Raw genomic sequence first — 16,038 nt, 5'->3', positions numbered from 1 at the left:
CCCCACAGATCATTATATTTAGTTGGATACCGGCGCTATTGTATCTTGCGGCGGCTCATAATTTTGAAGTTGTCTAAAAGTAATGCCCATCTGTTCCATTAAGCGGGTTACTTTTTGGGTGTCTTTAGGATATGCACGGTGGAAGACGACTTCCTTAATTCCGCTGTTCGCAAGCATGTTGGCACAAGTCCAGCATGGCTCATCGGTAACGTACACAACAGACCCTTCCCGATCTATTCTATCGGTGAATAGCAGTAAGTTCTGCTCTGCATGAATGGTGCGAATACAGCGCTGTTTTTTCAGCACTTGCTCCTTACCATCCACATTGACGAGCTCAACTTCCTCGGCAATCATGCATCCGGCCTCATAACAGTCAGGCAAACCCATCGGCGCCCCATTATAAGCCGTTCCCAGCAGCTTCTTGCCTTGTACAAGGACCGATCCAACATGTCTGCGCATACAGCGCGACCGTGTTGATACCATATAAGCGATATCCATAAAATACGTATCCCAGTCTTTCCTTACTGCTGTACTCATTTTACTTTCTCCTGTTCCAATCATTTTATGGACTCCGGCCCAAGTAAAATTGCTATCGTTCACACGACTATATATGGTGCTATTTTTTCCAGCATCTTAGGCCCGATTCCCTTCACCTTCATTAAATCAGATACTTTCTGAAAAGGACCATTGTCCGTTCGGTAATCTATAATAGCCTGCGCTTTCTTTTCACCGATCCCTGGCAGATCCATAAGCTCCGCAGCACTAGCCGTATTAATGTTAATTTTCACTTTTTGTTCAGAAGGTTGCTCCGCGGATTTAGAATAACTAGGAATCGAATTCTCACTGTTACTTTGTGATGAAAAAGAATTAGTCCCTCCGGACCCTTCAGCTTCTTGACTTGGAGCTTTATTAGAAGCTGCAGCCTGATTAGAAGGCGTTTCCTTATTTGTCTCGCTCAGAAAAGCTTCTACCTCAGCATTCAGCGGTTTCCACCCTTCGGCTATTGGCTGCTTCCCATCCTTCGCTGCTGCATACCAAATCATTCCCGAACCGAGCATCGCTGATACGATTCCGATCCATAAAGCCTCTTTCTTCATCTCACAGTTCCCCAATCCTATTAAACTTTAGCGGATTTTACAAACAAAACATGGTCATGAGCCAAGCTAATGCGCATACAATAAGAAGAACGACGTTGTCAGTACTTCAAAGCACTAAAGGAGGGAAATCTCAAGATGAAGGTGGGATTCATCGGAACAGGAACTATGGGAAGTATACTAATCGATGCCTTCATTCGTTCCGGTGCTCTGGAACCGCAGCAAATCGTCGCAAGCAATCGGACAAAGCCAAAACTGCAGCAGCTAAGCAATTGTTATCCCGGATTAAAGATCGCATGCGACAATATAGAGGTTGCAAGCAGCAGCCAAATTTTATTTATTTGTGTGAAACCCCTCGAATTCAAAAAAGTCATTGACGATATTCGTTCGGCGGTGACTAACGAGCAAATCGTGATCTCCATTACGAGCCCCGTCCAAATTAAGCATTTAGAGAGCCGTCTCTCTTGCAAAATAGCCAAAGTCATCCCCAGCATTACCAATTCAGCACGCAGCGGAGCGTCTCTATGTATATATGGGAGCCGCATAACACGCGAAGATCGCTTGCTCATCGAACAGCTCATCTCACATATTAGCACACCCATCGTTGTAAGGGAGACACATACCCGAATCACTTCAGATATCTCTAGCTGTGGTCCAGCATTTCTAGCCTTTTTCCTCGAAAAATGGATCGATGCTGCTGTAGAAATGACCGGAATCGAGCGAAGCAGCGCTTCATTTTTGGCAGCGGAAATGCTGCTTGGAACCGGTAAGTTGCTGACCGAAGGAGGCTACTCTTTGGAAGAGCTTCAGCGGCGTGTAACCGTTCCTGGCGGAATTACCGCCGAAGGACTATCACTGCTCAGCAATAATATCGGCGATGTATTCCACCAGTTAATCCGTGTTACACATGACAAATACGAAGAAGATATTGTGAAAATAAACGATTTATTCTCGCCTTAGGAAACGACGATGTTAACCAGTTTGCCAGGTACAGCAATGACTTTGCGAATCGTCTTGCCTTGGGTCGCGCTCTTCACATTTGGAAGTAGTAAACTATGCTCCTTCATTGCATTTTGATCCATATCTACTGCAATTTTTGTACGGTCTACAATTTTACCGTTCACTTGTACAACGATCTCTACTTCATTCTCAACCGTCCAAGCTTCATCGTACTTCGGCCACTCCACATAAGTGATTGATTCGCTGTGACCTAGACGCTCCCACAGTTCTTCAGCGATATGAGGCGCAAGCGGCGACAGCATTTGTACAAAGTTCTCCATCGCTTGACGCGGAAGAACGTCCGTTTTGTAAGCTTCGTTAATAAAAATCATCAATTGGCTAATCGCGGTGTTAAAACGAAGATTTTCAAAGTCTTCGGTTACTTTTTTCACCGTCTTATGCCATGTCCGTCTGAAATCATCGCTGCCTTGCTCATCCGTAATTTTCGGATTGATCGTTCCTTCTTCAGTAACGAAGAGACGCCATACACGGGAAAGGAAGCGATATGCTCCTTCGACGCCGTTCGTATTCCATGGCTTCGTTGCTTCAAGCGGCCCCATGAACATTTCGTATACACGAAGCGTATCCGCACCGTATTCATTAACGATATCGTCAGGATTAATAACGTTACCGCGAGATTTACTCATTTTCTCATGGTTCGTTCCAAGAATCATACCTTGGTTGACAAGTTTCTGGAACGGTTCTTTAGTCGACACAACGCCAAGATCGTAAAGTACTTTATGCCAGAAACGCGCGTACAGAAGGTGAAGCACTGCATGTTCTGCACCGCCAATGTACAAGTCTACTGGAAGCCACTGCTCTTGTTTTTCTTTGGAGACAAGCTCTTTATCGTTGTGCGGATCGATATAACGCAGGTAGTACCAGCAGCTTCCTGCCCATTGCGGCATCGTGTTAGTCTCACGGCGCGCAGGCATTCCTGTCTCTGGATCTACCGTATTCACCCAATCTGTAACATTCGCAAGCGGTGATTCTCCTGTACCGGATGGTTTGATTTGATCAACCTCTGGCAGAAGCAGCGGAAGCTGATCTTCAGGGACAGGCTTCATTGTACCGTCTTCCAGATGAAGAATTGGGATCGGCTCTCCCCAATAACGTTGGCGGCTGAACAGCCAGTCGCGTAGACGATAAGTTACTTTGCCTTGACCTTTTCCATTGTCCTCAAGCCATGAAATCATCTTCGCGGTAGCTTCTTGAATGTTCAGACCATTCAAGAAATCAGAGTTTACATGCTCTCCATCACCTGCATATGCTTCCTTGCTCAAATCGCCGCCTTTAACCACTTCGATGATCGGCAGGTTGAATGTTTGCGCAAATTCATAGTCCCGGGTATCATGTCCTGGTACAGCCATAATTGCACCTGTTCCGTATCCTGCAAGTACATAATCGGCAATCCAGATTGGCAGTTTAGCACCATTCACAGGATTTATTGCGTAAGCACCTGTAAATACGCCGGTTTTTTCTTTTGCCAAATCGGTACGTTCAAGATCACTCTTGCGCGCGGCTTGGTTTTGGTATTCTTTCACTGCTGCTTGTTGCTCGCTCGTCGTAATCTTTTCGACAAGTTCATGCTCTGGTGCCAGTACGCAATATGTTGCTCCGAACAGCGTATCAGGACGAGTTGTAAATACAGTAAGCTGCTCTTCATGGCCATCGATTGGGAACACCACTTCAGCACCCTTGGATTTACCGATCCAGTTGCGCTGCATATCTTTAATGCTTTCATCCCAGTCCAGCTCATCCAAATCATCAAGCAGACGGTCCGCATATTCTGTGATTTTCAGCACCCATTGACGCATCGGTTTGCGAATAACCGGATGACCGCCGCGCTCGCTTTTTCCGTCGATGACTTCTTCATTCGCAAGCACTGTACCTAGTGCCGGACACCAGTTAACTGGCACTTCCGCAACATAGGCGAGTCCTTTTTTGTACAGCTGAATAAAAATCCACTGCGTCCATTTATAGTAGTCTGGATCCGTCGTACTGATCTCGCGGTCCCAATCATAGGAGAAGCCGAGCGATTTAATTTGACGGCGGAAATTGTTAATGTTCTTCACCGTAATGTCCCGCGGATGCTCTCCTGTATCAAGAGCATGCTGCTCTGCAGGCAAACCGAAAGCGTCCCAGCCCATCGGATGGAGCACATTATAGCCTCTCATCCGTTTAAAGCGCGATACAATGTCGGTTGCCGTATATCCTTCTGGGTGACCTACGTGCAGTCCAGCGCCAGATGGATAAGGAAACATATCCAAAGCATAAAATTTCGGCTTCTTCGAATTTTCTGCTGTTTTAAACGTTTTATTTTTTTCCCAATAAGCTTGCCATTTCGGCTCAATAGCTTGCGGCTGATAACCGCCTTGTTGAACGGTCTTTTCCGTCATAAACGAATCCCCCTCAAAAATTTTCCCTTATGAAGTGCAAAAAAGCCTCTCTCCCATAGCGTATTATCGCTAGGGACGAGAGGCGTTATTCCCGTGGTACCACCCTAGTTAGTGTAAAGCATTCTTTGCTTTCCACTCACTTTACACCCTTAACGCGGGTTAAAACGATACGGTTCCCTGCCAGCCTTATGCAGCCAGCTCTTGCCGTATGACTCCGAGGCGAGTTCGTTTCTGTGAGGCCAATCGGCTTGCACCATCCGCCGACTCTCTGGGTTAGCTTTCAGAAACTACTGCTCCTCATCAATGTCATATACCATATACAATCATTCATTTGCAAATCACAGTTAAATCAAGGATATTATATTCAAAAGTTTCCTTCAAGTCAATTATATGTGCATTTGACCGCAAATAGACGATAGTCCAAACTACTTCACCGCTACAAAAAAGAGCCTTGCTGCATCATCTTCTGCTTCTACCCACTCAAAATCCGCATAACAGTGAACTTCGCGGAAGCCTGCCTTTTGAAGCTCGAGCCTCATCCAATCTGGATCGTAAGCACGCTGAACATGAATCTCTTCGAATCGTTGATACAGATTAGAATGCTGCTCATTCGCCCGCGCAAAGATACTCAGATGATGTTCGATCTCAAGCCGTGCCTCATCCAAATCGCAGGTCCATATGTAAGATACAGAAGGATTATCCCAAACAAAAGGCTGCTCTTCTTCGTAACGACGAAGCGTATTCGGGTGATGAACATCAAACAGAAATGTTCCGCCTGGTTTTAATGCTTCATATGTCCTCGTGAAAGTGCGAATAATATCTTCTTCCTCGAGCAAATAATTGATGCAATCGCAAAAAGAAATGACAGAATCGACGGGCGCAGGCACTTCTAAATCTCGCATATCCTGCTGAACCCAGCGTACACTTCCTTGCTCAAACAGTCTCGCGCCTTGCGGAGTTTGTTCCATTTTACTGCGCGCCACCGCCAGCATATCTGCAGACAGATCCATGCCGATCACTTCATACCCTGCGTTAACAAGCGGTATCGTAATGCTCCCGGTCCCGCAGCCAAGTTCAACGACAGTCCGCGGTTTCCCGTATCGTTCCCATGCTTCACTCGCGAAACGAATCCAGTCTGGATACGGCATCTCTTCCATAAGTTCATCGTAGACATACGCAAATTTTCGATAAGATGACATGGTGACACCGCACTTTCCTATGGTCTATCAGATGTTATGACTCTTCCTTTTTTACAAGATAGGTCCAATTATCTTTCTGTGTGACGAGCCCGTCCTTCATCAGCTTGCCCAGCGCACGTTTGAATGCAGATTTGCTAATACCAAATCGCTGTTTAATAATGTCTGGAGGCGTCTCATCTGAATAAGGCATCGCTCCGTTAGGGCGCTCCTTCAAAAATTTCAAAATGCGTTCGGAATCTTCATTTCTTCCAATTTCCTTGCGAGGCGCCATAGACAGATTGACTCGTCCGTCTTCACGAACATGAGCCACGCGCACTCTTACCTTCTCACCTAGTCGAAGCAGCCGTGGACGTTCAGAGGAATGAATCATTCCAATAGCTCCAAAGCCAAGTACACCGCCCTCTACAATGACGAATGTACCCATTTGGAGCGGCTTATACACGATCGCTTCAAACCACTGGTTGACCCACGCAGATGGAGCGTGAAAAGTAAGAGGTGCTAAATCTTGTTCACCAGCGAGCTTCGCACGCAGTCTTCCTTGTTTGTCGTGCTCCATAATGACATATACACGGTCACCCACCTGTGGGTGCAGTTCCTTCATCTCAGGAAGCTCTCTAATCGGCAGAAGCAACTGGCGTCCGAGTCCCATTTCGAGAAAACAGCCAAGACGCGGGTGCACATCTGCTACTTCGAGCAAAGCGAGCTCGCCAAGTGTCAGGTAAGGCTTCTTCATCGTCGCTGCCAAACGATCCTCTGTATCGTAAAATATAAATACTTCGACCGTCTCGCCAACCTCAACTTTACGAGTGAGTTCAGTATAATGCAGCAGCACATCCTGCTCTCCGGTCGTCAGAAAGTAGCCATAAGGCGACACTTCACGTGCAACCTTAAGTGATACAATAGTTCCAGCGATTAAACTCATACCGTTTCCACAACCTTAGCATCAGACCAGATTCGCTCAATATTGTAGTATTCACGTTCGTCGCGGTGGAACACATGCACGACAACATCTCCTAAATCAAGCAGAACCCAGCGTGCTGTATCCATCCCCTCAATCCCGCGAATTTCTACACCCGCTTCTTGGGCACGTTTGCGGATTTCCGTAGTAATTGCCATCACCTGCGTATCCGAGTTACCGTGGCAGATTACAAAATAATCTGCAATAAGGGAAATCCCTTTTAAATCTAGTGCAACGATATTCATTGCTTTTTTGTCTTCAGCGGCAGCAACCACTATATTTAACAGTTCATTTGAACTTACTGTCATTCGTTCAGCCTCCCGATTTGTCTCACTAAATCATTTCTAGCTAGTATTGTCATAGGGTAAATAATTTGGCGCTTAGATAGTAAAAATCCGATTGTTGACTCAAATCCTGCCAAGAGTGCCTCTTCTAAGCTATGGTTGGCCAGTTCACGAATATTATTCACACCCGGAAAATCTCTTCCTGGTTCCATATAATCTGCGAGGCAGACTACCTTATCAAGAAGTGTCATACCAACACGACCTGAAGTATGGTAACGGATCGCATCAAGCACCTCGGTATCTTCAACACCGTAATCACGCTTCGCTACAAAATAACCTACTTCCGAGTGCCACAAGGGTTTGTCATACTCCAGTAGCTCTTGATTCAGGTGGTCGTTCTCACGAATAATCGCTTCCATTTCTTTGACAGGCCAATATTTAGACACGTCGTGCAAAATAGCAGCGAGATCCGCTTTCTCTGGATCAGCTCCATATTTTTCGGCCAGCCATACTGCTGTCTCCATCACACCTTGTGTATGCTTCCACCGCTCTTTGGGCATTTGTTTGGAGACGGCCGCGATCAATTCGTCACGTGTGTATTTCATATAATCCGCTCCTTACGATATATTCATGAACATCTTTCGGTACCATATAGCGAATAGAGCGTCCGTTTGCAATCCGATCACGAATAAGACTTGAGGATATATCAATGAGCGGCATTTCTGCAAGCAGCACTTTATCCCTAATGAAGGAAGGCAGCTCGTCTAATTCAAGCTCAGTTCCCGGCCGCTGCAGCCCGATAAACGTCACTAGTTCAATCAACTCTTCAATCTTTGCCCATTTTGGCAAGTAATTCACCATGTCCGCTCCAATAATGAAGTGGAAATCGATATGCTCATACTGTTTTTTAAGCTCTCTAATAGTATCGATGGTGTAAGATACGCCGCCTCTCGCAATTTCAATATCGAGCAAGCGGAATGAAGGGTGGTTCTGAATCGCTATTGTAACCATCTCAAGCCGCTGCTTGCCCGCAGCTCCCGCTGCTTCCTTATGAGGCGGAATATGCGAGGGCATGAACCATACCTCATCCAGCTGATAGCTGTCTCTAGCCGATTCAGCTGCAAGCAAATGTCCAATATGAATCGGATCAAACGTCCCGCCCATAATACCGACTTTCATGTATTTCTACCGCCCTTCTTTGGTCGTTAAGGCAGTTCAATTTGTTTGTTTTCACGGGATTCTTTATACAAAACAATCGTCTTGCCGATGAGCTGTACCAATTCTGCACCCGCTCCGTCCGCAAGCTCCTGAGCAATCTGTTTTGGATCGTCAAGATTGTTGTTCAGAATGGAAACTTTAATAAGCTCACGCTTCTCTAATGCTTCTTCAATATGGCGAATGAGCTGGTCATTCGTACCGCCTTTCCCAACTTGGAAAATCGGGTCAAGATGGTGTGCTTGTGCTCTTAAAAATCGTTTTTGTTTACCTGTTAACATAAGATTGGCTCCTTCGTAGATTTACCCTCCTAAATACTGGAGAGGGGCACCCTCCTAAATCCTCCCTAGAAGGGAGGACCCCAAGGGCTTCCGACCTCTGGACACCCGAAATTTTGGTGGAGGGAGGTGGGTGTGCGTTCTAACGTAACGATTGTGCTGAGGGGCGCTTTCGCCGAACTCGCCTGCCTCTGGCAGCTCGTCGGCCCGCTTTACTGCGTGCGCTGCTTCGTGTACTACTGCGTGTGTACGCTACGTGTATCTGCTTTCTGTGTTACTTCATGATCATGACGCCATGTATAGTGCTTCCTGCTGCGAACATGCGATTCGTTCCGTACAATCTGTACTTCTCTTACCCCTCTAACGAGCGAAGAACGGATTCTCGCATCGTTGCGATGGGGGCTGGGGTGCCGGTCCAGTATTCAAATGCGTATGCGCCTTGGTAGATGAACATGCCTAAGCCGCTGTGAATACGGCACGATTTGCGTTCAGCTTCCAGCAGAAATCTCGTTTTGAGCGGATTATAGATCAGATCACTGACAATAATTCCTTCGGGAATATGGTGAGGGTCTATCGGAATATCAGTTACATTCGGATGCATGCCAACAGAGGTCGTATTGATGAGTATATCTATCTCTCTCATCAGCGGCAATGCCTCTTGGGTGGATATTCCTAAAATATCTGTATGTGAACTCCATTCATTCGCAAGCTCTTTAGCTTTGTCAGCCGTTCGATTCGCGATGATGATCCGTGCTGGGTTCTCTTTAGCTAGCGCATATATGATGCCCCGTGCTGCGCCGCCTGCTCCGATTACCATAATAGTGCTGCCATATAAGTCAGAAATGACTTCTTCTTTCAGAGATCTTACATAACCAATTCCGTCGGTATTGTAACCAGTGAGCACTCCGTTATCGTTCATAATCGTGTTCACCGCTCCGATAAGTCTTGCGCTTTCGTCTACATGATGAAGGAACTTCATCACTTCTACTTTATGCGGAATAGTCACATTAACACCGCGGAAACCGAGCGCAGTGATGCCCTTAATCGCTTCTTCAAGCTTATCAGGTTTCACATGAAGAGGTACGTAAGATCCTGTCAGACCAGTCTCTACCAGTGCGGCGTTATGCATAATCGGAGATTTCGAATGAGAGATCGGATCTCCCATAACCCCTAACAGTAATGAGCCGCTACTAGAAATATAATGATTTTGTAAGGTGCTCATAAAGTCCACCTCCATCTACTTATTTAGTTCAAATTAGAGACGGACGCAGAAGCACTTTAATTCCTTTCGGAACGTGCACAGCTATGACAGCACCTGCATCACTGTTTACCTTAATCCAGCCAAGACCTGAGATGAATACATCCATATGACTTCCTTTACGGATACGGAATTCATGTCTCGTCCACTCTGGCATATCTTCCAAATCTTCTTTTGACGGCGGAGACAATAGTTCTCCGGCATGATCCGCATACAGCTCGTCAGCCCGTTCAAGCTTTGTACGATGTATTTTTAAAGCGTTATTAATGAAGCATGTGAAGGATTGGCGTTCTCCCTGCACGAAATCAAAGCGCCCCATACCGCCAAAGAACAATGTCTGCTCTTCATTCAGTTGGTACACTGCTGGCTTAAGCGGACGATCTGGCATAATGGCAGCTAAATCTTTGCGACTTACAATTTCGCTGTAACGCGAAGGATATACAATCCCCGGCGTATCGATAATGAAACGTCCGTCATCAAGCGGGATATTGACCATATCGAGCGTCGTTCCTGGATAACGCGATACGGTAAGCTCTTGCTCTAAATCACTGTAATCGCGGATAAGACGGTTAATAAGTGTTGATTTGCCTACGTTTGTTGCCCCAACAACATAGACGTCACGGCCTTCGCGAAGCTCTCCCACGCTATCAAGCAATCGATCAAACCCGTGATTCTGTTTGGCGCTGCAAAGCACGACATCTGCAACTTTCAGTCCGTTCTCTTTCGCTTGCTTTTGCACCCAATTCCGTACTTTGTTCCAGTTCGTTACTTTAGGAAGCAAATCAATTTTATTAACAGCTAACAGCACGGGGTTGCTCCCTACAAAACGCTGCAAGCCAGAGATCAGACTTCCTTCAAAATCGAATATATCTACAATATGAATAACGAGCGCATCTTTACTTCCGATCTCGCTAAGCAATCGCAAAAACTCATCTTGATCGACAGCTACTGAAGATGCTTCGTTGTAATTTTTAATACGAAAGCAGCGCTGGCATATGATTGGATTTCTGTTCAGCGCTTGTTCGGGAACAAATCCCGGTTTATCTGGTTGTTCACTTTGCAGCTGAATACCGCATCCGCTGCATTTGGACACAGCTGAGCTGCCAAAGTTATCTGTCATTATCAAACTTCCTCCTTAGGATCATAAATCTTTTATCATAATCCTTTTTTACCATAATCCTTTTTTACCATAATCCCTTTCTTTTGAGACGGGAAAGTGCGAGACGCTCCACCCGCCGATTAAAGCGAGTGCCTATGCCTTCCTCATGAAGCGCAATCGGCTGTACAAGCACAGTATACAGGCCTAGTCGATTTCCGCCGAGTACATCGGTCAGCATCTGATCACCTACAACGATCGTCTGCTCAGGACTTAGCCCCATCATTTTCATCGCTCTATGGAAAGGCGCATTCGATGGCTTACGTGCTTTGTGTACAAATTCAATATTATGGGGCCCGGCAAAAGCAGACACCCGCTCAAGCTTGTTATTGGACACAATAACGAGCTTAAAACCGCTCTCCTTCACTTTTGTAAACCAAGCGATAAGCTCCGGCGTGGCACTTGGGACTTTCGCTCCGACAAGCGTGTTGTCCAAGTCTGTAATAATTCCCCGGTATCCCTTCGCATATAAGCTTTCCAAATCGATATCAAATACGGTTTCTACCCGCAATTTAGGCAGTAATCTTTCAAACAAATCGGTCACCTCAGTTTCATACGACAAACTATACCATAATCTTAGTTTTTAGTAAAAAAGAAACCGCCCCCGCTGTATAAGCAGCGGGGGACGGCTTGTTCATATAGAGTTAGGAGAGCATTTTAGAAATGAATAGTTCTCGATCTCTTAGAGCCAGATCCGTGCTTTCCTTTAAGTTTTCTCTTTAACTGAGCTGCATATACTTGGACGAGCTGCCATTCATTTTCACGAACAGAGTCAGAGCTATATCTCGCTTTCTCGAACAAATTTAGCAAACGATCTAGAGAAGACTGAATATCCGGCCATTCCTTCGCCCATCTGAGCGCGGATTCACGCAGTGTCTCTCCGTTATTTTGTTTAAGTCCTTTACGCCGCAGAAAGCGTATCCAGCGTTCTGTCTCAACAACAACTTTTTGTTCAGGAGTAAGAGGCTTGCCTGTAACAATACGAAGAAATTGAAAACGTAATGTGGAACGCGAACGCCATACGATAAAACCGAGCCAGAGTAAAATAATCGTCGCGGCAATCCATACTATCGTGCGTCCGATATGTAATAAGCCTTCAGATGAAGCATTTTCTGTCTGGCCTAATTCGGTGCTGTTCTTGTCCTCATCCGTGATCTGCTTACGCTCATCTAAATCTGTTAGGAGCGGCATCGCAAATCCAGGCGTAGCTTCAACCGGAATCCAGCCGTAATCTCCAAAATATACTTCAGCCCAAGAATGAGCATCTGCATTCGTTACGAGGTATGGACCATCGCTGCTACTTGTCAAATTCCTGAATTCATTCTCAATCGGTGCCTGGCCAGGGGCATACCCTTTTACCCATCTAGCAGGAATGCCTAAAGAACGAGACATCATAACAAGCGCCGTTGAATAGTAATCGCAGTAACCTTCTTTAATGTCAAATAGGAAGCTCTCTACGAAATCGTTACTCTTTTTCCGGGACAAATCCGGATTGTTCGTATATTTAAAATTCGTCACCAGATAGTTTTGAAGTAAGGCTACCTTCTCATACGGAGTACTGCTTTGAGCTGTAATTTGTTTAGCTAAATTAACAACCGTTTGCGGGAAGTCTGCAGGAATTTGCAAATTGCTGTTATCAAAAAATTGGCCATACAAATCGGCAAATGTTTTTGTTCTAAGTTCCTCAACAGGAACAATTGGAACTTCCGATGTAATGGTGTACGTCTTCGGATATTGCTCCTTGCCGCCGGTAAAGTAGAGCTCCCTCTGATGGCTGTTCCACTGCAAAAGACTTGTCTCTTTCTTCCCATCAATGCTGTTCACTTGCCTGATCGAGTACGCACCAAATAATACAGGATAAGATTGATCTGTCAGCATCGTAATTGTCTGTTCTACGGATAACGTAGGGAGTTTAGACTTTTCATCGTTCACCAGATCAGCATTGGGATTCACACTTTTGGTCAATTGTTCATTGTATGTGGGTTCATCCACCCAGCCTTGTCCCGAATAGACCGCTCTTGTCTCTCCGCGCCAGTAGCTTCTAACAGAAGATCTAACCGACATAACTGAAGAAAAGTCATAATTAAAACCGCCCCCAAGCTGACGATCATCACGGCTGTATCCAGAAGAAGTATCTCCGCTGGTACGTAAAATTCCAGGGCCGCTTGCATTCGTCTTGCTTCGAATCACACTCTCACCGCGCCACTTTTCCCATAATACATAAGGATCTTCAAAAGTAGGTTTAATCTCCGGCATATTGACGCCAACGATAATGATAATAGAAAAAATAATTGCAATATTCGCGAACAGTTTGAGTGGTGACCTGCGTAGTTTCCTCCACCCTAAAGGATATTTTTGCCGAAAGCTATAAAAGTGGTGACTTACCAGCCAGCCCATCCCAGCAAAAACAATCCAGGCAGTCTCCTGCCATAAATAATAACTCGTAAATGAATCCAAAATGGCAAATGCAATCAGGTTTGCTCCGAACAGCAGCAAAATTAAAGTTCGCGTTCGGACATATTGGTCAATCAGATGAACAATGATCCAGGTTGCTAGGACAAACCAAACATAAGGTGTTAAATAAGGAACAACCGCTATCATTCGTTTCCAAAATGACGGATCAACAGGCGTATATATATCATAGAAAACTAATGTTTTATAAGTAATTACAGATAAGGCGATCATCTCTATGAAAACTCTGTACAATCTGCGGATGGGTAATATAGCTTCTATAAGAACGACAGCGATCAAGGTGAAATAGATGAGCCTCGTTGTTTCATCAAAAAAGAATGACTCTGTATAATGGACCCACTGAAGCGCAAAGATCATCATCCAGACGAGTGATAAGACTCTGAACCATGAGAATCGGCTCTCTTTATGAAGTTTATCCATAATGAACTCCCCCCATTGCCATTGCTGAAGGCAGCTCCTCCAAGGATGCAACTTTATAACTTCGAATCCCGTGAGATAGTAAATAGGTTTGCCATTTGACTGAATTCGGGCTCGCTATTGAGCTTTGAATGTGAATATGACTTGGACTTAATTGACGTTTGCCAGCCCAGCGCATCACACTCATAATTTGTTCGTTTGCAAGCGGACTAATGAGCACTATGTATGAAGATGAAGGAAATACATTTGCACTTTCTTCAAGCCTGTCAGCTAATTTGCCATACCCATCCGCATCAATATCCACCAGAAAATGCAGCATCCGCTTCTGATCAGCAAGATGTTCGGTGGGCGGGAAAAAGGTTCGCTTGTTCCCTAGTGCGCATAATCCAATATTCATTCGTTCCCGTATCGCGTAATCAATCAACGAGGCCGTAGTCGACACCGCTAATTCAAACTGTGACGGAGAGACATAATGAGCCGAACTCGCATCTAGAACTAGAATTGTCCTGGGAGTAGATTCGTGCTCGAATTGCTTTGATTTCCATGTGCCTGTCTTCGCTGTTGCGCTCCAGTGAATTCTGGAAATGCGATCCCCATACACATAATCACGGACACCGTTGATTTGAGTGGTCTCACGGCGTGAGCGTGTTACGACAGATTCGGGACCCGATAATTGTGAATTCTTCGCATGAAGCTGCCAATAAGGAATAAAGACGGAGCGAGGCAGAACTGTAAACTCTCCCTGTACGTTTATTTTCCCTCGGTGCTCGGTCAATCCGAAAATATCTTCGGTCACACATTCTGCCTCCGTAAAATGATAACGGCCTCGTTCAAGTGATGGTGTGTGATAATCCAGCAGCCCATTTCCCCGGAACGATGGAATAAGACTATCCTCGAACACCCAAGCGTCTCCGTTATGGCGTTTGAGCGTCTCCCTTATGATGACGTAAGGCAGCGGCAAAAACCCAGGAATATGAACACTCAGCTTGACGTGAATCTGCTCACCAGCGTGCAGCATTTTCATTTGCTCTTCATTTGCTGAGAAAGTTCGTGTTCCCCGTGCTCGTCTTACTCCGTAAATACCGCTAATAAATAAGTAGACGACAAGAATGTTCATCATTGAAAAAAGCATAATCGATGTTTTTCCGCCCTGAAAAAGTACGTAAAGCAGACAGATCACCCAGATGGCTGCTATAAACCAACGTTTTTTGGGTGCGGCATGATTTTGTAAAAAAGAAAGATTTGATCGCATATACTATCGTCCTAAAGAAATGGGGACATTGACATGCTGAATAATATATTCCAGCACACTCTTAGCAGTCGCACTCTCTAACCGTGCTTCAGGGCGAAGTAACATACGGTGAGAAAGGACATAAGGTGCTAGTGTTTTGATGTCGTCTGGAAGTACATAGTCTCGTTCGCTAATCAATGCGTAAGCTTTCGAAGCATTCATCAAAGCGAGTGATGCACGCGGACTTGCCCCTAGCAGAATTGCAGGATGCTCCCTCGTCTTGCGAACGATTGAAAGTAAATAATTCGTAACACCCTCATCTATATACACATTTTGTATTTCCGCTTGAATGGCTGAGATCTGCTCCATATTCGTAACAGGCTCCAGTCGATCGACTGGCTGTCCGCTCTGGTGAGAGGTGAGCAGCGTTTTCTCCGTATCCGCATCCGGGTAACCAAGACTAAGCTTCATCATAAATCGGTCAAGCTGTGCTTCTGGAAGTACATAAGTTCCCTCGAAATCGATTGGATTTTGTGTGGCGCAAAGCATAAATGGTTTAGGCAAAGGATAGGTCTGGCCGTCTACCGTTACATTTCGTTCCTCCATCACTTCCAGCAGTGCGGATTGTGTCTTGGTCGTCGCCCGGTTGATTTCATCCGCAAGCAGTACATTTGTCATCACAGGACCTGGTCTAAAGAAAAACCGTTCTTCGCGCGGATGGAATACAGAGACGCCGGTTATATCACTAGGAAGAATATCAGGATTGCACTGGATGCGGCGATATTCTCCGCTGATCGATTTAGCCAATGCTTTAATTAATTGAGTCTTGCCCGTTCCGGGAACGTCTTCAATTAGGACATGACCTCCAGCCACAAGAGCCGTAAGCAGCAGTCTAATTTCCGTCGATTTGCCTAAAATGCAAGTTTCTAAATTGGAACGTACATTTGATAAAATTTGCATCGATTCGTTCTGTACGGGCATTATCCAATCCTCCTAAATTTTCATATATAACTTAAATTTCCCTTAATTTGTATTGTACTCTATTAATCTGCCAGAAGTACACTCCAATGAATCATTC

16 protein-coding genes and 1 other annotated feature are annotated in these 16,038 nt (G+C 45.4%); of the genes, 1 reads left to right on the top strand and 15 read right to left on the bottom strand.

What is annotated here, in order from left to right; translation table 11 throughout:
* Positions 1-18 precede the first annotated feature (18 nt).
* The gene (locus J2Z20_RS01140; protein WP_209844533.1) at positions 19-537 is read right to left on the bottom strand and encodes a deoxycytidylate deaminase; all 519 of its coding nucleotides are present in this window, start codon (positions 535-537) and stop codon (positions 19-21) included.
* A gap of 59 nt (positions 538-596) precedes the next feature.
* Positions 597-1,097, bottom strand: coding sequence for a ComEA family DNA-binding protein (locus tag J2Z20_RS01135; protein ID WP_209844531.1), 501 nt, complete (start codon positions 1,095-1,097; stop codon positions 597-599).
* 135 nt (positions 1,098-1,232) lie between these two features.
* Between J2Z20_RS01135 and comER the strand changes: the two genes are divergently transcribed.
* Entirely contained in the window at positions 1,233-2,054 is an 822-nt protein-coding gene (gene comER / locus J2Z20_RS01130; protein ID WP_209844529.1) for a late competence protein ComER, read from the top strand.
* Here comER and leuS read toward each other — a convergent pair.
* The 13 genes from leuS to J2Z20_RS01065 all read right to left on the bottom strand — a co-directional run bounded on the left by leuS (position 2,051) and on the right by J2Z20_RS01065 (position 15,941).
* Positions 2,051-4,492, bottom strand: coding sequence for a leucine--tRNA ligase (gene leuS, locus J2Z20_RS01125; RefSeq protein ID WP_209844527.1), 2,442 nt, complete (start codon positions 4,490-4,492; stop codon positions 2,051-2,053). The genes comER and leuS overlap by 4 nt on opposite strands.
* Before the next feature lie 68 nt (positions 4,493-4,560).
* Positions 4,561-4,805, bottom strand: a binding site (T-box leader).
* Between the two features lie 112 nt (positions 4,806-4,917).
* A complete protein-coding gene (locus J2Z20_RS01120) occupies positions 4,918-5,691 on the bottom strand; it encodes a class I SAM-dependent DNA methyltransferase (RefSeq protein WP_209844525.1) in 774 nt (257 codons plus the stop codon).
* 34 nt (positions 5,692-5,725) lie between these two features.
* Positions 5,726-6,613, bottom strand: coding sequence for a CvfB family protein (locus J2Z20_RS01115; protein ID WP_209844523.1), 888 nt, complete (start codon positions 6,611-6,613; stop codon positions 5,726-5,728).
* Entirely contained in the window at positions 6,610-6,957 is a 348-nt protein-coding gene (gene rsfS / locus J2Z20_RS01110; protein ID WP_209844521.1) for a ribosome silencing factor, read from the bottom strand. Before rsfS ends, J2Z20_RS01115 begins: the two co-directional genes overlap by 4 nt.
* The gene (yqeK, locus tag J2Z20_RS01105) at positions 6,954-7,538 is read right to left on the bottom strand and encodes a bis(5'-nucleosyl)-tetraphosphatase (symmetrical) YqeK (RefSeq protein WP_209844519.1); all 585 of its coding nucleotides are present in this window, start codon (positions 7,536-7,538) and stop codon (positions 6,954-6,956) included. Before yqeK ends, rsfS begins: the two co-directional genes overlap by 4 nt.
* Complete coding sequence (locus J2Z20_RS01100) at positions 7,522-8,112, bottom strand: nicotinate-nucleotide adenylyltransferase (protein ID WP_209844517.1); 591 nt, start codon at positions 8,110-8,112, stop codon at positions 7,522-7,524. Before J2Z20_RS01100 ends, yqeK begins: the two co-directional genes overlap by 17 nt.
* A gap of 26 nt (positions 8,113-8,138) precedes the next feature.
* Positions 8,139-8,429: a ribosome assembly RNA-binding protein YhbY gene (gene yhbY / locus J2Z20_RS01095; RefSeq protein WP_209844514.1), complete on the bottom strand. Its 291-nt coding sequence runs from the start codon at positions 8,427-8,429 to the stop codon at positions 8,139-8,141.
* Between the two features lie 349 nt (positions 8,430-8,778).
* Positions 8,779-9,648: a shikimate dehydrogenase gene (gene aroE / locus J2Z20_RS01090; RefSeq protein ID WP_209844512.1), complete on the bottom strand. Its 870-nt coding sequence runs from the start codon at positions 9,646-9,648 to the stop codon at positions 8,779-8,781.
* Between the two features lie 28 nt (positions 9,649-9,676).
* On the bottom strand, positions 9,677-10,804 hold the full coding sequence (gene yqeH, locus J2Z20_RS01085; RefSeq protein WP_209844510.1) for a ribosome biogenesis GTPase YqeH: 1,128 nt from the start codon (positions 10,802-10,804) through the stop codon (positions 9,677-9,679).
* Positions 10,805-10,868: 64 nt separating this feature from the next.
* Positions 10,869-11,375, bottom strand: a complete 507-nt coding sequence (locus J2Z20_RS01080) for a YqeG family HAD IIIA-type phosphatase (RefSeq protein ID WP_209844508.1) — start codon at positions 11,373-11,375, stop codon at positions 10,869-10,871.
* A gap of 122 nt (positions 11,376-11,497) precedes the next feature.
* Positions 11,498-13,732 (bottom strand): DUF4129 domain-containing transglutaminase family protein, encoded by a 2,235-nt coding sequence (locus J2Z20_RS01075; protein WP_209844506.1) that lies wholly within the window; start codon positions 13,730-13,732, stop codon positions 11,498-11,500.
* Positions 13,725-14,981 (bottom strand): DUF58 domain-containing protein, encoded by a 1,257-nt coding sequence (locus tag J2Z20_RS01070; protein ID WP_245251824.1) that lies wholly within the window; start codon positions 14,979-14,981, stop codon positions 13,725-13,727. The genes J2Z20_RS01075 and J2Z20_RS01070 overlap by 8 nt, the downstream gene beginning before the upstream one ends.
* Before the next feature lie 3 nt (positions 14,982-14,984).
* The gene (locus J2Z20_RS01065) at positions 14,985-15,941 is read right to left on the bottom strand and encodes an AAA family ATPase (RefSeq protein WP_209844504.1); all 957 of its coding nucleotides are present in this window, start codon (positions 15,939-15,941) and stop codon (positions 14,985-14,987) included.
* Between the last annotated feature and the right edge of the window lie 97 nt (positions 15,942-16,038).

It is taken from the genome of Paenibacillus sediminis (assembly GCF_017873765.1).
Taxonomy (GTDB): domain Bacteria; phylum Bacillota; class Bacilli; order Paenibacillales; family Paenibacillaceae; genus Paenibacillus_AG; species Paenibacillus_AG sediminis.
This window is presented reverse-complemented; position numbering and strand designations above follow the sequence as displayed.